The 18,652-nt window shown below is 66.5% G+C and carries 20 protein-coding genes; 9 read left to right on the top strand and 11 right to left on the bottom strand.

Annotated elements, in window-relative coordinates:
• Nucleotides 1-51 precede the first annotated feature (51 nt).
• Complete coding sequence (locus jaqu_RS04815) at nt 52-1,242, bottom strand: ABC transporter substrate-binding protein (protein ID WP_043917807.1); 1,191 nt, start codon at nt 1,240-1,242, stop codon at nt 52-54.
• Nucleotides 1,243-1,367: 125 nt separating this feature from the next.
• On the opposite strand from jaqu_RS04815, the gene jaqu_RS04810 reads away from it, so the two are divergent.
• The 5 genes from jaqu_RS04810 (at nt 1,368) to purL (ending at nt 5,437) form a co-directional block, all read left to right on the top strand.
• Entirely contained in the window at nt 1,368-1,985 is a 618-nt protein-coding gene (locus tag jaqu_RS04810) for a glutathione S-transferase family protein (protein WP_043917930.1), read from the top strand.
• 33 nt (nt 1,986-2,018) lie between these two features.
• Nucleotides 2,019-2,234 (top strand): hypothetical protein, encoded by a 216-nt coding sequence (locus tag jaqu_RS04805; RefSeq protein ID WP_043917806.1) that lies wholly within the window; start codon nt 2,019-2,021, stop codon nt 2,232-2,234.
• Between the two features lies 1 nt (nt 2,235).
• Complete coding sequence (locus tag jaqu_RS04800; RefSeq protein ID WP_043917805.1) at nt 2,236-2,550, top strand: YbjQ family protein; 315 nt, start codon at nt 2,236-2,238, stop codon at nt 2,548-2,550.
• A gap of 16 nt (nt 2,551-2,566) precedes the next feature.
• Complete coding sequence (locus jaqu_RS04795) at nt 2,567-3,214, top strand: DUF1638 domain-containing protein (RefSeq protein ID WP_043917804.1); 648 nt, start codon at nt 2,567-2,569, stop codon at nt 3,212-3,214.
• A gap of 63 nt (nt 3,215-3,277) precedes the next feature.
• Nucleotides 3,278-5,437, top strand: coding sequence for a phosphoribosylformylglycinamidine synthase subunit PurL (purL, locus tag jaqu_RS04790; protein ID WP_043917803.1), 2,160 nt, complete (start codon nt 3,278-3,280; stop codon nt 5,435-5,437).
• Between the two features lie 137 nt (nt 5,438-5,574).
• Here the strand turns inward: purL and jaqu_RS04785 are convergent, their stop codons facing one another.
• Nucleotides 5,575-5,979, bottom strand: a complete 405-nt coding sequence (locus jaqu_RS04785) for a cell division protein ZapA (protein ID WP_043917802.1) — start codon at nt 5,977-5,979, stop codon at nt 5,575-5,577.
• On the bottom strand, nt 5,979-6,371 hold the full coding sequence (locus tag jaqu_RS20490) for a hypothetical protein (RefSeq protein ID WP_052500779.1): 393 nt from the start codon (nt 6,369-6,371) through the stop codon (nt 5,979-5,981). The genes jaqu_RS04785 and jaqu_RS20490 overlap by 1 nt, the downstream gene beginning before the upstream one ends.
• A 130-nt stretch (nt 6,372-6,501) precedes the next feature.
• On the opposite strand from jaqu_RS20490, the gene tkt reads away from it, so the two are divergent.
• Nucleotides 6,502-8,532, top strand: coding sequence for a transketolase (tkt, locus tag jaqu_RS04775; protein WP_043917801.1), 2,031 nt, complete (start codon nt 6,502-6,504; stop codon nt 8,530-8,532).
• A gap of 263 nt (nt 8,533-8,795) precedes the next feature.
• Here tkt and galE read toward each other — a convergent pair whose 3' ends face one another.
• Together galE and jaqu_RS04765 are read right to left on the bottom strand one after the other, a co-directional pair.
• Nucleotides 8,796-9,818, bottom strand: coding sequence for a UDP-glucose 4-epimerase GalE (gene galE, locus jaqu_RS04770; RefSeq protein ID WP_043917800.1), 1,023 nt, complete (start codon nt 9,816-9,818; stop codon nt 8,796-8,798).
• 71 nt (nt 9,819-9,889) lie between these two features.
• A complete protein-coding gene (locus tag jaqu_RS04765; protein WP_236687792.1) occupies nt 9,890-10,333 on the bottom strand; it encodes a DUF4149 domain-containing protein in 444 nt (147 codons plus the stop codon).
• A gap of 75 nt (nt 10,334-10,408) precedes the next feature.
• On the opposite strand from jaqu_RS04765, the gene parE reads away from it, so the two are divergent.
• On the top strand, nt 10,409-12,361 hold the full coding sequence (parE, locus tag jaqu_RS04760) for a DNA topoisomerase IV subunit B (RefSeq protein WP_043917799.1): 1,953 nt from the start codon (nt 10,409-10,411) through the stop codon (nt 12,359-12,361).
• A 941-nt stretch (nt 12,362-13,302) separates the two neighbouring features.
• Here parE and jaqu_RS04755 read toward each other — a convergent pair.
• The 3 genes from jaqu_RS04755 to jaqu_RS04745 all read right to left on the bottom strand — a co-directional run bounded on the left by jaqu_RS04755 (nt 13,303) and on the right by jaqu_RS04745 (nt 14,553).
• Nucleotides 13,303-13,566 carry a hypothetical protein gene (locus tag jaqu_RS04755; protein WP_043917798.1) on the bottom strand — a complete coding sequence of 88 codons (264 nt, stop codon included), beginning with the start codon at nt 13,564-13,566 and terminating at the stop codon, nt 13,303-13,305.
• Nucleotides 13,567-13,680: 114 nt separating this feature from the next.
• Nucleotides 13,681-14,007 carry a cupredoxin domain-containing protein gene (locus tag jaqu_RS04750; RefSeq protein ID WP_043917797.1) on the bottom strand — a complete coding sequence of 109 codons (327 nt, stop codon included), beginning with the start codon at nt 14,005-14,007 and terminating at the stop codon, nt 13,681-13,683.
• A gap of 147 nt (nt 14,008-14,154) precedes the next feature.
• Nucleotides 14,155-14,553, bottom strand: coding sequence for a c-type cytochrome (locus jaqu_RS04745; protein ID WP_043917796.1), 399 nt, complete (start codon nt 14,551-14,553; stop codon nt 14,155-14,157).
• A gap of 169 nt (nt 14,554-14,722) precedes the next feature.
• On the opposite strand from jaqu_RS04745, the gene jaqu_RS04735 reads away from it, so the two are divergent.
• Nucleotides 14,723-15,739: a serine hydrolase domain-containing protein gene (locus tag jaqu_RS04735; protein WP_052500778.1), complete on the top strand. Its 1,017-nt coding sequence runs from the start codon at nt 14,723-14,725 to the stop codon at nt 15,737-15,739.
• A 556-nt stretch (nt 15,740-16,295) separates the two neighbouring features.
• Here jaqu_RS04735 and jaqu_RS21320 read toward each other — a convergent pair.
• From jaqu_RS21320 to jaqu_RS04725, 3 genes are read right to left on the bottom strand one after another with little or no spacing between them, the layout of a single operon-like run.
• A complete protein-coding gene (locus jaqu_RS21320; RefSeq protein WP_141134352.1) occupies nt 16,296-16,565 on the bottom strand; it encodes a hypothetical protein in 270 nt (89 codons plus the stop codon).
• Entirely contained in the window at nt 16,562-17,404 is an 843-nt protein-coding gene (locus jaqu_RS22365; RefSeq protein WP_392387214.1) for an RHS repeat-associated core domain-containing protein, read from the bottom strand. Before jaqu_RS22365 ends, jaqu_RS21320 begins: the two co-directional genes overlap by 4 nt.
• Before the next feature lie 51 nt (nt 17,405-17,455).
• Nucleotides 17,456-17,842, bottom strand: a complete 387-nt coding sequence (locus jaqu_RS04725; protein ID WP_043917792.1) for a c-type cytochrome — start codon at nt 17,840-17,842, stop codon at nt 17,456-17,458.
• A 120-nt stretch (nt 17,843-17,962) separates the two neighbouring features.
• Here jaqu_RS04725 and jaqu_RS04720 point away from each other — a divergent pair, with 120 nt between their 5' ends.
• On the top strand, nt 17,963-18,631 hold the full coding sequence (locus jaqu_RS04720) for a hypothetical protein (protein ID WP_043917791.1): 669 nt from the start codon (nt 17,963-17,965) through the stop codon (nt 18,629-18,631).
• Nucleotides 18,632-18,652: the final 21 nt, after the last annotated feature.

The following is an 18,652-nucleotide window of genomic DNA, read 5'->3' as shown; positions in this document are numbered from 1 at the left end:
AAAAGGGCCCCGGCGTTTCCGCCAGGGCCCAGACCGTGCGGAACAGTTGGATCAGCGGAAGCCGACCACCTCCAGCGCGCCGTCCGTGATGGTGATCTGACGGTAATTGCCCGCCGATTCACCCGGTCCAATCAGTTCCACGGCGGAGGCGCCGACATAATCGACGTCGCCGCCGCCCGCGATGATCTCCAGCGCCTTGCCCAATTCGCCCGGCAGGATCTGCTCTCCCGGCGCGTTGGCGACGTCCATCACGCTGTCCTTGTAGACCTGCGGATCCGTGGACTCGGCCGCGGCCATCGCGAGCATGATCAAAGCGGCGGCGTCGTAGCTCTCGGCCGAGAACGGGGACGTGCCGTCGAAGCCCGCCTCGGAGGCCATATCCTGGAAGATCTGCGCGCCGGGGCTGTCGGTGCCCGGGTTCGCCCCGTAGGAGCCGTCGATCTCGGAGCCGAAATTCTCGACCAGCGCCTCGGAAACCATGCCGTCGGGGAAGTAGAAGGTATCGAACGCCCCGGAATCGAGCGCGGCGCGGATGATCCCCGACCCGCCCTGATCGACGTAGCCCGCTACGACCAGCACTTCACCGCCAGCCGCGGACAAGGCGCCGATCTCGGCCGAATAGTCGGCCTTCCCGTCCTCGTGAGCGGCGTTGATCGTGACCTCGCCGCCGGCCTCTTCGAAGGCGGCCTGGAAGCTGTCGGCCAGACCCTTGCCGTAATCGTTGTTGGTATAGGTCACCGCGACCGAAGACACGCCGTTCTCTTGCAAGATATCCGAGATGATGACGCCCTGACGCGCATCCGACGGGGCGGTGCGGAAGAACAGGCCGTTATCCTCGGCCGTGGACAGGCCCGGGCTGGTGGCCGAGGGCGAGACCATGACCACGCCGTTCGGAACGGCCACGTTGGCGAGGATCGCGCCAGTCGCGCCCGAGCACATGGCGCCCACGATCCCCTCGACACCGTCGGCCGTCACCAGACGCTCGCCCACGGCGGTCGCGGCACCTGCGTCGATGCAGGTCGAGTCGCCGCGAACGGGCTCCACCGTCGTGCCGTCCAGCAGCAGGCCCGACTCGCTGACCTCGCTCATCGCCATTTCGGCCCCGCCTGCCATCGCGGGCGCGAGGCTTTCCAGCGGGCCGGTGAAGCCCAGCGCCACGCCGAGCTGGATGGGGCTGTGCGCATCCGCGAAGGCGCCGGTGGCGACCATCGACGTCACGGATGCCAAAAGCAGCTTTTTCATGATCAACTCCCTGTTCGCCTCCCCTGTTTGCCGGGGAAGTCCGGACCGGAGCCTAGGCAAGCCCGCGCAGGAAGGGAAGCGGCATTGCGCTTGCGCCGATGCCTGGACCGACGCAGGGTCGGGCCATGCTGACACTTCATCTTGCACGCGGCACGATCTCGGTCGCCGCGCATATCGCCCTCGAAGAGACCGGCCTGCCCCATGAGCTGGCGTGGCTCGATTTCGGCCGGGCCGAGCAGACCTCCGAGAGCTACGCCAGGGTGAATCCCAAGCTGCGGGTCCCGGCTCTGGTGACACCCGACGGCATCTTGACCGAGACGCCGGCGATCCTGGAGCATATCGCCTCTCTTGCACCGGAAGCGGACCTCATGCCGGCCGATCCGTGGGCTGCCGCGAAAGCGCGAGAGGCGATGGCTTGGTGCGCGGCGACCTTCCACGTCGCACATGCTCACAAGATGCGCGGCGCACGTTGGGCCGACGATCCAGATGCGCATGAAGCAATGGCGGCGAAGGTGCCCGAGACGATGACCGCCTGCGCCTCACTTGCCGAAGAGATGCTGACCATAACCGACGGGCCTTGGTTGCTGGAGGCGGTGTCGGTCGCCGATTTCCACCTCCACGCCATCGCGCGCTGGCTGCCGGGTGATGGCGTCGACCTGGCGCCTTTCTCCCGCTTGCAGAGCCATGCCGCGGCCGTCGCGTCGCGGCCCGCCGCTGCACGCGCCCTCTCGCATCACGGCTGAGCCATCCCCACATATCCCGCAGGAGGATCGCCCATGCCGCTCGACCGTCTCGTTCTCATCCTGGTGATCGCCGTCGCCGCAGCGGGCGCCACGATCTGGCTGGGCGCCTGGGTGGCTGCGTCCTGGCAGTTTCCGGCGGGCTGGCTGCTGGCCCTACCCATCGGCCTTATGGGCCTCGTCGCAGTCCGCATCGCGTTGGAGCGGGTGCGTCAGCGCGACCCCTACGACAAGATGGGGCCGGAGGACTGACATGATCGTCTGCACCACCGACCACGTTCCGGGCCGTGAGACCGCAGAAGCTCTGGGGCTCGTCAAGGGCTCGACCGTGCGGGCCAAGCATATCGGATCCGACATCGTTGCCGGATTGAGGAACCTCGTCGGCGGAGAGGTGAAGGAATACGCCGCCCTCCTGACCGGTGCGCGCGAACAGGCGATCGACCGCATGTTGGATCAGGCGCGGGAGCTGGGTGCCGATGCCATCGTCGGGATGCGCCTGGAGACGTCCACGATTCAGAACGCCGCCTCCGAGGTTCTCGCCTACGGCACCGCGGTTCGGCTTCGGTGAGCGGGGTGTCCGGCCGATGAACCGCGCGACGCCACCGCCCAGCATCGACGACGTGCTGACCACGAAAGGGCTGCCGCCGACGGGCGAGGGGCGCGTGCTGATCCTGGCCTGTGGGGCGCTTGCCCGCGAGATCCGTGCGCTGCTAGACTGCTGTGGGCTGACGCATATCGACCTGCAATGCCTTCCCGCGATCCTGCACAACCACCCGGACCGGATCGCGCCCGCCGTCGAGGCCGCCCTCGTGGAACGGACGGGCTACGCCACGCGCTTCGTGGCCTACGGCGATTGCGGAACCGGCGGCGCTCTGGCGAAGGTCTGCGCGGTCCATGGGGTCGAGATGATCGACGCGCCCCATTGCTACGCGTTCTACGAAGGCCCCTCCTTCGCCGTCCGCGAGGAGATCGACGCCTTCTACCTGACCGATTTCCTCGCGCGACAGTTCGACGCCTTCGTGACCCGCCCCCTTGGGCTCGACCGCCATCCGGTGCTGCGGGACAGCTACTTCGGCAACTATGCCAGACTCGTCTATCTGGCCCAGACCGACGACCCCGCGCTGGATGCGAAGGCGCGCGCTGCGGCGGACACGCTGGGCCTCGCCTACGAGCGGCGCGCGACAGGTCTCGGACCGCTGGCCCAGGCGATCGGACCTGCGCTCCACGGCTGAAGGACGCGCCCCTTTGCCTCCCCGGCGACGTGGGATAAGCCGCTGCGCAACCGGGGGACCGCCATGCAAGAACCGACAATCACGCCCGAGTTGATCGAGGCGCACGGGCTGAAGCCAGACGAATACGACCGCATCCTCGAAATCATGGGCCGAGAGCCGACCTTCACGGAGCTCGGCATCTTTTCGGCGATGTGGAACGAGCATTGCTCATACAAGTCGTCGAAGAAGTGGCTGCGCACCCTGCCCACGAAGGGGCCCCAGGTCATCTGCGGCCCCGGAGAGAATGCCGGCGTGGTGGATATCGGAGACGGCCTGGCCTGCGTCTTCAAGATGGAGAGCCACAACCACCCCTCCTATATCGAGCCCTATCAGGGCGCGGCGACCGGCGTGGGCGGCATCCTGCGCGACGTGTTCACGATGGGCGCACGGCCCATGGCGGCGATGAACGCGCTCAGCTTCGGGCGGCCGGATCACCCCAAGACGCGGCAACTGGTCCATGGCGTGGTCGAGGGGATCGGCGGCTACGGCAATTGCTTCGGCGTGCCCACGGTGGGCGGCGAAGTCCGGTTCCATCGCAGCTATGACGGCAACTGTCTCGTCAACGCCTTCGCCGCGGGCATCGCGGAGGCTGACAAGATCTTCTACTCCGCGGCATCCGGCGTCGGCCGTCCGGTCGTCTATCTGGGCGCGAAGACGGGCCGCGACGGCGTCGGCGGGGCGACCATGGCCAGCGCCGAGTTCGACGAGACCATCGAAGAGAAGCGTCCCACCGTGCAGGTCGGCGACCCCTTCACCGAAAAGCGCCTGATGGAGGCGACCCTGGAATTGATGCAGACCGGCGCGGTCATCTCGATCCAGGACATGGGCGCGGCGGGCCTGACCTGCTCTGCCGTCGAGATGGGGGACAAGGGCGGCCTCGGCATCCGACTGGACCTCGATGCCGTGCCCCAGCGCGAGGCAGGCATGACGGCCTACGAGATGATGCTGTCCGAAAGCCAGGAGCGGATGCTCATGGTGCTCGACCCCGACAAGGAAGACGCGGCCCGTGCCGTCTTCGAAAAATGGGATCTCGACTTCGCCGTCGTCGGAGAGACCATCGCCGAAGACCGCTTCCTGATCGTCCACGGCGAGGAAACCAAGGCTGACCTGCCGCTTTCGACGCTCGCCTCTTCGGCACCCGAATACGACCGCCCGTGGGAGGTCACCGCGCCGTCCGAGCCCTATACCGGCAGGCCCAATATCGAGCCTATCGAAGGTCTGCGCGCCTTGGTCGGCAGCGCCAATTACTGCGCCCGGGATTGGGTCATCCGGCAATACGACACGCAGGTCGGAGCGGATACGGTCACCCTGCCGGGTCTCGATTCAGGTCTCGTGCGGGTGCACGGCACCGACAAGGCCCTGGCCTTCACGGCCGATGTGACGCCGCGCTATGTCGTCGCCGACCCGGCCGAGGGCGGAAAGCAGGCGGTGGCCGAGGCCTATCGCAACCTCGTCTCTCGCGGCGCGCGGCCTCTGGCCGTCACGGACAATCTCAATTTCGGCAACCCCGAGAAGCCCGCCATCATGGGTCAACTCGTCGGCGCGATCGAAGGCATCGGCGAGGCCTGCCGTGCGCTCGACATGCCGGTCGTGTCGGGTAATGTCAGTCTCTACAACGAGACGGACGGCGCGGGCATCCTGCCCACCCCGACCATCGGCGCGGTCGGCCTCCTGGAACGTCTCGGCAACCGCATCGACGGCCACGCGGCCGAAGGCATGATCGCCCTGTTGCTCGGGGTCGAAGGAAGCCATCTGGGCCGCTCTGCCCTTCTCGCCGAAGCCCTCGGGCAAGAAGTGGGCACCCCCCCGCCCGTCGATCTGGAGGCCGAACGGATCCACGGCGAATTCCTGCTTGCGAACGCAGCCTATGTCACCGCATGCACCGATATCTCCGACGGCGGGCTGGCGCTTGCGGCCTTCCAGCTGGCCGAGGCGGGCGGCGTCGGTGTGACTCTGGATGTCGAGGGGTTGCCCGCCCTCTTCGGCGAGGACCAGGGACGCTATCTGCTGGCCGTCACCTTCGATGCCGCCGAGGCGCTGATGGTCGAGGCGGGTCAATCGGACGTGCCGCTGACCATGGTCGGCCAATTCGGCGGCAAGACGATCACCCTTGGGGGCGACAGCGCACCGATGGCAGACCTGTCCAAACTCTACAGAAGCCAGTTCGCACGCTTGCTCGGATGAGTCAGCCGGCAAGGCGGCGCTGGCCGAAAACCGCCAGCGTCGCCATAAGCTGTCCTGCCGGTCTCGCCGTTCCGCGCTGATCGCTGCGCCGAAACGCCCCCCGGATATGGCCCGACTGGCCGAGGGAAGACCGGCTCTCAGCCGGCCTTCCGTGCCAGCCCTTCTGCGCGTTCGAGCATCTCATCGAGGCGCGTCACCACATCGTCGGGCACGACCTCGCGGACGACCTCCACCTCGCGGACGACCTCTCGCACTTCCGGCTCAGGTGCCGGGCGCGCCTCCATGTCCTCGATCAGCTTCGACTGTTGGGCCAGCCGCCGATCCATGGTGCGCAACTCCTCGTCGGCCGAGATCGCGCGATCCGCCAGCATCAGGCCGGCCATCAGCAGCATCCGATCCGTCGTCAGGCGCGCGCCGGATTCCATCAACGTCCGCGCCTCCCGGTCCAGCATGGCGGCGGCGGATTTCAGGAACTGCTCCTCCCCCTCCTGGCAGGCCACGAGGAACGACTTACCGCCGACTTCGACATTCATCTCGGGCATCAGGCGCTCTCCAGCATCGGTTCGAGTTCGGCCAGAAGGGCCCTCATTTCAGACAGGTCCATTTCGCGCGCAGCCTTGAGCGCGTCGAGTTCGGCCCGCAACGAGGCGTCGACCGACCCATCCGTCTGTGCCCGCAATTGCTCGTTCGCCTGGGCCAGCGCCTCCAGCGAGGTGCGCATCCGGTCGACATCGCCGCCCGTGGTTGGCGCGGACGAGGCCTGCGCCCCCTCCAACTCGGCGATGCGGGCCTGCGCCGCCTCCAGATCGGCCTTCGCCGCCTCCAGTTCCGCCGACCGGTCGACGGGCGCGGGGCGATCCAGAGCCCCCTCCATCGTGTTCAGTGCCGCTTCCAGCCGCTCCAGCTTCTCGCGAAGCATTGCCTCGTCCGCCATGTCCCCACCTCTTTCGGGCTGTTTCGCGCGGCAGACTCGCCGCAAAGCCGCGCGGGGTCAACGCCCCGCCGTCTTGCGCCCCGGCGGGCACCTGCTAATGCGTCCCGGACCAGACCGCACGGAGGCCCCGATGTCCGACCAGACCCCCGACCTGGACGCCCTGCGCGCCGCGAACCCTGAGCATTGGCGCCGCGCCGGCGCGATCCGGACGCTGACGCTGGACGCCGTTGCCGCAGCCAATTCGGGCCATTCCGGCATGCCGATGGGCTTTGCCGATGTCGCGACCGTCCTGTGGGAAAAGCACCTCAAATTTGACGCCTCCCGTCCAGACTGGCCGGACCGCGACCGCTTCGTGCTGTCGGCCGGTCACGGGTCGATGCTGCTCTACTCGCTGCTGCACCTGACCGGCTTTCCCGAGATGACGCTGCAGCAACTCAAGGATTTCCGCCAGCTTGGCGCGATCACCGCGGGTCACCCCGAATACGGCCACGCACCGGGAATCGAGACGACGACAGGCCCGCTGGGCCAGGGCATCGCCACAGCGGTCGGCATGGCCATCGCCGAAGAACGCCTGCGCGCCCGCTACGGCCGCAAGGTCGTCGATCACCGCACCTGGGTCGTCGCCGGGGACGGCTGCCTGATGGAGGGCGTCAGCCAGGAGGCGATCGCGCTGGCCGGGCACCTCAAGCTCAGCCATCTGGTCGTGCTCTTCGACGATAACGGCATCACCATCGACGGTCAGGTCGGCCTGACCGATTCCACCGACCAGAAGGCACGTTTCAAGGCGTCCGGCTGGCAGGTGCTCGAGTGCGACGGCCACGACCCAGCGGCCATCGACGCCGCGCTCGAACAGGCGAAGAAGGGCCAGAAGCCCACCATGATCGCCTGCAAGACCCATATCGCGCTGGGCTCGGCCCTTCAGGACACCGGCAAGGGCCATGGCGCGATCACCGATCCGGACATGGTCGCCGCCACCAAGCGCGCCTATGGGTGGGAAGGCGCGGCCTTCGAGATTCCCGACGACATCAAGAAGCAATGGGAAGAGATCGGCACCCGCGGCTCCCAGGCCCGCGCCGAATGGGAGGTGCGGTTCGCCGAGATGGGTGCCTCCCGGAAGGCCGAGTTCGAACGCGCGCGGCGCGGCGAAGCGCCCAAGAAGCTGTCCGCGACGATCAAGGCGCTCAAGCGCCAGGTCTCCGAAAGCGCCCCCAAGGTCGCGACGCGCAAATCCTCAGAGATGGTGCTGGAAGTCGTTAACCCGATCATGCCCGAGACGATGGGCGGATCCGCGGACCTGACCGGATCGAACAATACGCTGACCCACGACATGGGGATCTTCTCGGCCGACGACCGAAAGGGCCGCTACCTCCATTTCGGCATCCGCGAACATGGCATGGCCGCCGCGCTGAACGGTATACAATTGCATGGCGGCGTAAAGGCTTACGGCGGGACGTTCATGTGTTTCGCCGACTACGCACGTCCCGCGATGCGGCTCTCGGCGCTGATGGGCACGCCGGTCACCTACGTGATGACCCATGACAGCATCGGCCTTGGCGAAGACGGCCCGACCCACCAGCCGGTCGAGCATCTGGCCATGCTGCGCGCGACCCCCGGCATGAATGTATTCCGCCCCTGCGACACGGTGGAGACCGCCGAGGCGTGGGAGTTGGCCCTGACCTCGCAATCGGCCCCTTCGGTTCTGTCGCTGACCCGCCAGGGCCTGCCGACGCTGCGGACCGAGCACACGAACAAGAACATGGTCGCACAAGGCGCCTACACGCTGGCCGAAGCGGAGGGAAAGCGCGTCGCGATCCTGCTCGCCACCGGCTCGGAGGTCGCCATCGCGCTGGAAGCCCGCAAGCTTCTGCAGGAAGATGGAATCGGCACGCGCGTCGTCTCGATGCCCTGCTGGGAACTCTTCGCCGAACAGGAAGAGAAGATCCGCAAGCGTGTCCTTCCGGCCGGCCCCGTGCGCGTGGGCATCGAGGCCGCAGCCCGCTTCGGATGGGATCGGTGGCTCGTAGGCGAGCGCGGCAAGGCCAACAAGGCCGATTTCGTGGGGATGGAGGGCTTTGGCGCCTCCGCCCCGGCTGGCGCCCTCTACGAGCATTTCGGGATCACGGCCGAAGAGGTCGCAAGGCGTGTCCGCGCCCTTCTCTGAGGGGATCGGACCGGCACGCCGGTCCGATCCGGCGGGGGCTCCGCCCCCGCACCCCCGGGATATTTGGAAAGCGAAGAAGACCGCTGCACGATCGGGTTTGGACTTTCTGAATCTTGAAGGAAAAGATCTATTCGGTGAGCACGGGCTTCTTCGCTTCCAAAATATCCCCGCCGGAGGCATCCGGACCGCTGAGCTCGGACGATCCTCGAAGCCGGATGCCTGCGTCCAGCGGATGACGGCCCCGCGACGTCTGGGTCCCGCCTCTAGCTCGGATCGTTCAGCCGCCAGCCTGCCGCCTGTGCCCGGACCCAGCGCCAGCTATCACGGCACATCGCATCCAGATCCCGCTTGGCCTCGAAGCCCAGCACCTCCAGGGCGCGCGCAGGATCGGCGTCGAGCCTCGGCACATCGCCCGGACGCCGCGGGACGACCCGCATCGGCAGCTCACGCCCCACTGCGCGCGAGTAGGCCTCATGCATCTGCAACACGCTGGTCGGGATGCCTGTCCCGATGTTGAGGGTATGCGCGCGCCCTTCCAGCAGCGCATTCATCGACAGGACATGCGCCTCGGCCAAATCCATGACATGGATGTAGTCGCGCAAGCCTGTTCCGTCAGGCGTATCATAGTCGTCGCCGAAGACCGAAAGCTGTTCCAGCTCGCCCATCGCGACCTTGGCCATATAGGGCATCAGATTGTCCGGGATGCCCCTCGGATCCTCTCCGATCAGAGCGCTTTCATGGGCCCCAACCGGGTTGAAGTACCGCAGCGCGCCGATGACGAAGGGGTCGGCGGCGGCGGCTTGGGCCAGGATCTGCTCTACCGTGATCTTGGTGAAGGCATAGGGCGACGTATAGCCAGTCGGCGCCGTCTCCGGGATCGGAAAGGCATCGGGCTCTCCATAGACGGTCGCCGTCGATGAAAAGACCAGAGGCCAGACTTGCGCTTCTCGCATGGCCCGCGCCAGCGCGATCGATCCTGCGATGTTGTTCTCGAAATAGGCGAGCGGGTTCGCCACGCTCTCGCCCACGGCCTTGAAGGCGGCGAAGTGGATGACGCCGTCGATAGCGTGCTCGGCGAAAGCGCGCCGCACCGCCTCGCCATCCAGAATCGAGCCGTTCACGACCGGCGGCGGCGCCCCGATGATGCGCCCGATCCGCTCCACCACGCTCTCGTCGGCGTTCGAGAAATCGTCGAGGATGACAGCCTCATGCCCCGCCTCGTGGAGGGCCACGCAGGTATGCGAGCCGATATATCCGGCCCCGCCGGTCAAGAGAATGCGCGCCATCGGGCCTCCTTGCGGTCGCGCAGGGTGTAGCCGCGTGGCGCACGGGAAGAAAGCCGCGCCGAACCCGGATTTCAGCCCAGCAGCACCAGCGCCCACCCCGCCACGCCGATCTGCACCACCTGCAAGGCCACCGACATGCCATGCAGCCGACCGAAGGCGCGCATGTCACCCCGATCCGTCGCGGCGTTGATCTGCCCCATCAGCACCTGCCGCGCATAGATCGTCGTCGCGCAGATCGCCGCCAACAGCCCGGCCGCCAGTCCGGACACGGCCAGCGCCACCACCGCGCAAAGCGCCGACAGCCCGATCACCGCCAGATAGTAATACGGAAACGTGCCGCGCAGCAGCGGCCGGACCCGCTCCGTGGGGAGTTGCGCGAACAGCACCGGCGCGAAGCCGAAGCTGTAGAACGTCATGCCGCCGAACAGCGTCGCGGTCAGGAGAAGGGCGAGGATCGACATGCCCGCCACATAGGCGCGCCGCGCGGGCCCGACAGCGACCGGGTGACGCAGCACCGCTCTGGCGCGGCCCCCGCATATCGCCTATCCTTGCCGCAAAACACACAAGATAGAGCAGCAGCGGTGCCCCCCATGCCCAAGGATATCCCTGGCCAAGACGCCAGCTATGACGCCTCCTCGATCGAAGTGCTGGAGGGGCTGGAGCCTGTCCGCAAACGCCCCGGCATGTATATCGGCGGCACCGACGAGCGGGCGCTGCACCACATGGTGGCCGAGGTGCTGGACAACTCGATGGACGAGGCGGTTGCGGGTCATGCCAACCGCATCGAGGTCGAACTCCACGACGACAACTCCATCACCATCCGCGACAACGGACGTGGCATCCCCGTCGATCCGCATCCCAAGTTCCCCGACAAGTCCGCGCTCGAGGTGATCCTCTGTACCCTGCATGCGGGCGGAAAGTTCAGCGGCAAGGCCTATCAGACCTCCGGCGGCCTGCACGGCGTCGGCGCGTCCGTGGTCAACGCGCTGTCGGACAGCATGGTCGTTCAGGTCGCCCGCGACCGGGAGGTCTATGAGCAGCGCTTCTCCCGCGGCCACCCCCTCGGCCCAGTCGAAAAGGTCGGCGCGGCCCCCAACCGCCGCGGCACGACCGTCACCTTTCATGCCGACCCAGAGATCTTCGGCAAGCAGCGCCTCAAGCCCGCGCGGCTCTTCAAGTCGATCCGGTCCAAGGCCTACCTCTTCTCGGGCGTCGAGATCCGCTGGAAATCCGCCGTGGACGACGGCGAGACCCCGACCGAGGCGAAGTTCCACTTCCCCGGCGGCCTCTCGGACTACCTGACCGAGACGCTGGGCAGCGCGACCACGTATGCCGACACCGCGTTCGCGGGCACGGTCGATTTCCAGCAGAAGTTCGGCGAGGCGGGCAAGGTCGAATGGGCGATCAACTGGACGCCCTCGCGCGATGGCTTCATCCAGTCCTACTGCAACACGGTTCCCACGCCCGAGGGCGGCACCCATGTGGCGGGCTTCTGGGCTGCGATCCTCAAGGGCATCAAGGCCTATGGGGAACTCGCCAACAACAAGAAGGCCGCTCAGATCACGCGCGAGGATCTGATCTCCGGCGGCTGCGCGCTGGTCTCCTGCTTCATCGCCGAGCCCGCCTTCGTGGGCCAAACCAAGGACCGGCTGTCGACCGAGGCCGCGCAGAAGATGACCGAGGGCGCGGTGCGCGACCGCTTCGACACCTGGCTCGCCTCGGACACCAAGGCGGCGGGTGCCATCCTCGACTTCCTCGTGCTGCGCGCCGAGGAGCGCCTGCGCCGCCGGCAGGAAAAAGAGACGGCCCGCAAGTCCGCCACCAAGAAGCTGCGCCTGCCCGGCAAGCTGGTCGATTGCTCGCAATCCGCGCGCGAGGGCACCGAGCTCTTCATCGTCGAGGGCGACAGCGCCGGCGGCTCGGCCAAGATGGCCCGCGACCGCAAGACCCAGGCCCTCCTGCCGCTCCGGGGGAAGATCCTGAACGTCCTGGGCGCGGCGTCCTCCAAGCTGGGCTCGAATGCCGAGATCAGCGACCTGACCCAGGCGCTCGGCACGGGGCTGGGCACGCGGTTCATCCTCGACGACCTGCGCTATGACAAAGTCATCATCATGACCGACGCCGACGTGGACGGCGCCCATATCGCGTCGCTTCTGATGACGTTCTTCTTCACCCAGATGCGGCCGATGATCGACGCAGGCCACCTGTTCCTCGCCTGCCCGCCGCTCTACCGCCTGACCCAGGGGGCGAAGCGTGTTTACTGCCTGGACGAGGCCGAGCGCAACGCCTGGCTGGAGCGGGGCCTCGGAGGCAAGGGCAAGATCGACGTCAGCCGCTTCAAGGGCCTGGGCGAGATGGACGCCAAGGACCTGAAGGAGACCACCATGGACCCGGCGACCCGGAAGTTGATCCGGGTGACGGTTGACGAGGACGCCCCCGGCGAGACGGGCGACCTGGTGGAGCGTCTGATGGGCAAGAAGCCCGAGCTGCGGTTCGAGTATATCTCAGAGAACGCGCGGTTTGCGGGGGAGTTGGATGTTTAGGAGATGGACTCGTTTACCGCCTCACGGCTTATGACGTCTTTCTCGGTGAACGGACTATTTATTCCGGCAAACTCACTATCCACTGCGGTTGTGTCCTACACCGATCCGGCGCTATTCGCCTGTGAGGATTTTGGAGCCGGAAACTTCTTTATTTCTGGCTCTCACTTCCGGTTCTGTATTCGCGATAGATATTTTGCTGTTTGCACGGCACACCAGATGGTGAATTCACAAGCATCACCCGAGCAATTCTGTATTGTGGATGGCTCTACTAGAAAGATGTTATCGTCTCACTCAATGCTATTCAGCCAAGAAGATGAGTTGGATGTACGGGTCTTCGAATTCACCGATATCGTTAAAACCGATTCGCTGCCGAGAGTGAGATGGTGGAGGTGTATGAGCGAGGAAACTGCATATCCTGTGCAAGGAGCTTCTAAAGTTCTTTCTGTTGGGTATCCCGGCGAGAGGAATTTCGTACGATACACTGATCCTCCACATCTTCCTAGAACCCCGGTCGCAGTCTGGGGTGAGATGTGCGAACCGAGACTATCTGGACGGCTCGCGTTTTCTGCTAAGGGTATGATTGACAGAGATCCGGCCGGTAGGAGCGGTTCACCGGTTTTCGGGATCCGTGTCGAAGACGGAAAGCCCATCTGTCGTTGGGTGGGTGTCATCGCAAATGCGAATCATCGTCTTTATCACTTCATCCAGTCCCACACGATTACGTCCATGATCAGGCAGACGTAGCAATGTAGGGTGGGTGAAATCCACCAACCACACCCCTCAATCGATGCATCGGTGGGCTCACCCACCCCACGGCCCTTCCGTGGGCAACCGCCCGGCACGCACCTCCCGGCGCACCGAAGAAAACGGGCCAATCCACCGCAAGCTCAACCGGCGCATGCTTCCTCAGATTGCCCGGACATATTCGAGCGACAGACCCTCTAGAACCAGTTCGACCCCGCGCTCAGCACGTAGAGCACCACGGCAGCCAGCAGAAATCCGGCGATCGCGCCAATCAGGAGGCCGACGCCGAGGGGCATGCCGTAAGCCAGCGCCGCGCCGCCGCCGGTGATACCGCCGACGACCGCGCCCCCTGCCATCATGCCCGCGGCCGAGGCCAGGCTGCGCAGGAACGTCATCAGGATATCGCCGATCGCCCAGAGCAACAGTTTCAGATTGCTGTCACTGATCTTGGGGGGTCGCATGATAACTCCGGCCGACACACGGTACCATCTGAGGGATGCCACCCCAATATGGCCCGACAATGGCACGTTCATGCAGGAGACGGACGGTGGGCGGAAACCACCAGTCCGCAACCCTCATCGCACGGTAATCTGCCCCTTCATCGCAGGGTGGATGTCGCAGATATAATCGTAGCTGCCGGGCGCGTCGAAGCGCAGCGTGGCCTGCTGGCCGCGCGACAGGCGGCCGGTGTCGAAACCCCGTCCGGTGGCCGTGTGGGGTGCTCCGTCCGTGTTGACGAAGGTCACGCTGTCGCCGGCGAAGATCTCCAGCCGGGCGGGTTGAAAGGCGAAACCGGCGATCCGGACCGCATGGGTCTGGGCATGGGCTCGACCGGCAAGCGCGACGGCGGCGCCCCCGATCATCGCGGTCTTCAGGAAGCGGCGGCGGGTCGTGACGGACATGGCGATCTCCTTTTCATCCTATCCGCACGTTGGTCGTCCGACCCCGCCATTCGGTTCAAAATTTATCTGTGTCCCGACCGGACGCGACCCGGGGCTTCGCCCGCACAGGTCGGAGACCGCCCCACCGGACCGATCTCCGGGCGCGCCTCACCCTTGCACGCTCTCCAACCACGCCACCAACGCCGCGATGGGCAGGCTGGTGACGATGGGCTGGCCGGCCTCGGTGCGGACGAAGGCCGCCTCCACCCCCTCGAACACATCGCCCCAGACCGGCATCGCGCTGCCGTGGCTCACCAAGGGGTCGCGGCCGTCGATCTTGGCGATGATCTCGAAATGCGGGAACGACCCGTCCGGGGCCAGCGCGGTCAGGTCGGGCACGTCGACGGCCAGCACCTCCTGCATGGGTCCGTCGCCCTGTGCGCCCGTCCCATGGCAGGCGGCACAGAAATCCATGAAAAGCCGCTCTCCCTCGGCCACGAGCGCAGCCTCCTGCGCTGCGGCGGGCATGGTCAGACAGGCGGCAAGGGCCAGGACGATAAAGCGCATGGGGGTCTCCGGGTTGATTGCGTCCGATCTTCGCGCGCGCCGCGCTTGTGCACCATGACCCAGGTCAGTCGCGCAGCCAAGCCACAGGATCGCGGCGCCCGCGCTCCTCCCCCGTGACGCGGTCCCGCCCGGATGCGATAGGGGATCGACCGCGACCCGAGCCCCGCCCATGCGCTTCCTGCCCCTCGCCCTTGCCGCCGCGCTCCTGGCCTTCGCCGTCTACGCGGCCCTGCGTCCCGACCCGGTCGTGGCCGCGGTGGACGAGGTGCGCCGTGCCAATGCCATCGCCGGCGCCGTCGTGGCTTTCGGAGATCCGTCTGGCCCGCCCACATTGGTGACCCTGGGCGAGGCCGACCCCCGCCGGGGCATCGCGATGGCACCGGACGCCCGCTTCCGCATCGCCTCGCTCACCAAGCCCATCGCCGCCGCCGCCGCCCTGCGCGCGGCACGGGACGGGGCGCTCGACCTCGACGCCCCCCTGCCCGGCCTGCCCGTGCCCTTCGACCCCCGCGCCGCGGCGATCACGCCCCGAATGCTGATGGCCCATCGCGGCGGACTGGGCGCCGAGGGCTTCGACCCCATGTTCGAGCCCGCCCGCCTGGGCCTGCCCGAGGACACGCCCTGCGACGCGACGGCCCTCCATCTCTGGAGCACCGCGCCGCTGCTCCACGCCCCCGATACCGAGAAGGCCTATTCCAACGTCGGAATGTGCCTTCTGGCGGTCGCGACCGAAGGCGCCACCGGGTTGTCGCTGAGCGACCTTCTGGCGCGCGAGGCGGAGGTCACGCTCGGCGGCCCGGCCACTCCGCTCTGGGCGCGCACAGATGCGGGATGGGAAGAGCGGCTGGATTTCCCCGAGGCGTTCCGCCGTCTCGGCGCGGCCGGGGGCGGGACGGCCGATGCTGCCGCGCTCTGGTCCTTCGCCGCTCGCCCGCATCCCGTGCAGGCCCAAAGCTGGGAGGGTGAGGACCGCTACGCTCAGGGCTGGCGCGTCTGGCCCGGCCCGGACGGCGCCGCGCTGACCCATTGGGGCGGCATCAGCACCGACCTCTTCACGCTGATGGTCGTGCTGCCGGACGGAGAGCCCGTCGTCGCGCTTTTCAATGGCGGGGTGGAGGATCTCGACGGCACCTTCCGCACCCTCTTCGCCGCGATCTGCAGCGCCCGGGAGCAGACCTGCGGCTAGCGGCAAGGCCTTCCAGGGGCATTCCGGTATGGCCCCGAATGTCCTCGCTCCAGGCGCAGAGGCCCGGCGCATGTAGAAGCGGGACGAGGGCCACACGCCAACCTCCGCGCTTTCGAAGGATCGACGACCCACCCCTCTGGTCGGGTCGTCGTCGCGCATCCAGTTCTGGTGCAGCCCGCTCTCGGCCTGGAACCACTGCCCGGGGAAGCGCAGGTCCGTCGCGGCGCCAGTCGAGACATGCACGCCGCCGAAGGGCAGCTTGTTCGGCGGGACCCTCGTCCACTGGACGAGGGTCTGTTTCCGCGTCACCCTCCCACACCACGAGACCGCTCTCGTCCGTGGCGAAGACCGGGCGGCCGATATGGTCCGTCCGCACGTGGGAGATCGCGCCGCCCTCGACCACCGCGATCACGACCCCGTCCATCCTCACGTATTCCCGCAGCAGCGTCGAGGTCCCCGTCAGCGTATCCACCTCGTATTCCGCGATCCGGTTGCCCGACGCGTCGTGCACCGAGCGGATCGTCTTCTGCTGCTGCGTCAGGCGGCGGATGACCCGCTAATCTCGATCTCTCTCTATCTGCTCGAGCCCGAAGACCAGCACAGAGACTTCTCCCGTCTCTTTCGAAACCCTGGCTTCCGAAACAACTCTACCATTCTCTGGACGGTCTGCTGGAATATAGAGTTCAAAAACAATCGTATCTCGTTCGAAGGTAGTTCCAAGAACTAGACTGGCTCTTACCTTCTCGGAAATATGATAGGATCTCAACGCCTCCTTCGTGGCCGCTCTAGCAATTTCTTTGAACTCTTCCAGCTGTCCTCTTCTCATGGTAGCCAGCCAGACAAAGAGTCTCCTCCAGACGTGAACAGACTTCTAGCGCCGCGGCCATTCACGATAGCGCTCTGAGAGTTTCTAAACACACTTAGTACTGCGCGATCTCCCGATGATGACATTAGAGAGCCGAATGGATGGCTATGTGCGGACCAACGCCACCCCGCTTTGGCCAGCTCCGATCCCATTTGAGGGGTTATAGGAACAGTAGAGGTACTTCCCCTCACCAGAAGCCGCCGGCCGCCAGTTGTGAACATAGCGAACTCATCTCCAGTTGCTGCGGTCAGTGCTGTAAGGTCCTTCAAGCCAAAACTGCCTTTAGAAACGATCGTGCTTGCTCCATACGAAGGTAGTTTTGAGAGGACGTTGGATTGACTCGCGCTTAAACTGGCAGCGCCGGCGCCGATTGCACTAACATTCCGCCGGCCGCCAGATGCCACAATGGTTACTACACGACTACCTCTCGATGCTTTCCACACTCGATATCCACGCGCAATCCCGGCGCCCACCCCGCCGAAAGCCGCGCCGAGGAGCGCGTCTCGACCGGCTTCCCCAAGCGTATAGCACCCGTCCCCGAAGGCGTGGTCGATCAGCGCCCCGGTCACAACGCCTCCGACGGCTCCGGTGACTGCGGCGTATACAAACGCTTGTGCGAACTCGCCCGTCGGGTCCGTCCACCGCATGGGGCTCTGCAGCGCATACCCATACACGCTCGCGCCGTCCACGAGCCCCAGCGGGTCGGCCTGGATGTACCGTCCCGTCGTCGGGTCGTAGTCCCGCATCCAGTTCTGGTGCAGCCCGCTCTCGGCCTGGAACCACTGCCCCGGAAAGCGCAGGTCGATGGGGGTGCCAGTACGAATACGCGCCCCGAGCGCGCGACCCGCGCCTCACCGCTGTACGCCTTCCAGGAACGTCACCAGCGCCAGCAGGTCCACCGGGACCGGGACGCCCAAGCCATCGCGTTCGACGACGACGGTGGGTCCGAGGCCCAGCGCGCCGAATTCGGGCATCACGGCCTCCGCTTGCCCGTGGCGGCCCAAACCGTCGATCTGGGTCAGCGCCGCCTCCCACGGGAACACCCCGCCATTGCGCGCGGAGAGCGTCGTGAGGTCGGGGCCCGTGCCGCCGGTCGCATCCGCGCCGTGACACGCCGCGCAATCCGTTGCGAAGAGCGCCGCGCCCCGCTCGGCCGACACGTCCTCCGCATCGGGCAGCGTGCCGGTGTTGCAGCCCGCCAGCGCCAGCGCGCCGAGGGCGATCGTCATCCGTTTCATGATCCTGCTCCTGCTCGTTTTGCCACGACCGTAGCCCGGATCGGGGGGCCGCGTCACTGATCCGGCTCAAGGACGATCCGGGCCTGTTCCTTCCCGCCGACCGGGCGTATCCTTCTGCCCATGCGCATCCTTCTGCTGCTTCTGGTTCTCGCCGCCTGTTCCCGCCCGCTGACCGAGGCCGAGCGCGCGCTCGTCGCGCCGCTGCATGGCGACACGTTGGACACCGCGCAGGTCCGCATCGCAGCGAACCCGTTCGTCGGGCTTTTCCCGATCACCTTCGACGCCCGCCCCCGCACCACCTGCCGCGAGCGGATCGGCCCGCCGCGCCGGGGGCGGATCACCACCAGCACGGCGGGAATCGTGCTGTTCGAGACGCTGCTCCTGAACCCGGACTACGCCTTCCCGGACTATGCCGCGCCCGTGCGGGGCGACGCGCTGGACCTGCCATCGGCGATGTTCTTCGTCCACGAGATGACCCATGTCTGGCAGTGGCAGAACCGCGCGCTGACGGGCTATCACCCGCGCCTCTCCTTCCGCGAGCACATCGCGATCGACGACCCCTATCTGTTCGATGATGCCACCGGCGCGGACTTCCTCGACTACGGCTTCGAGGCCCAGGCCTCGCTGGTCGAGGAATATCTCTGCTGCGCGACCCTCGATCCGCGCGGCGCACGGACCGGGCGGCTCTACGACCTGCTTTCGCCGGTCCTGCCCGTGGCCCGCCCACAGAGCTTCCCGCGCCGCGTGACGGTGCCCTGGGCGTTGGATCTCGACGGGATATGTTCCTGACATGAACCTGCTCTAAGGTCG

Origin of the sequence: Jannaschia aquimarina (genome assembly GCF_000877395.1) — a bacterium.
GTDB lineage: Bacteria > Pseudomonadota > Alphaproteobacteria > Rhodobacterales > Rhodobacteraceae > Jannaschia > Jannaschia aquimarina.
Note: the sequence above shows the minus strand (reverse complement) of the source record. Positions and strands in the feature narration are given on the sequence as shown.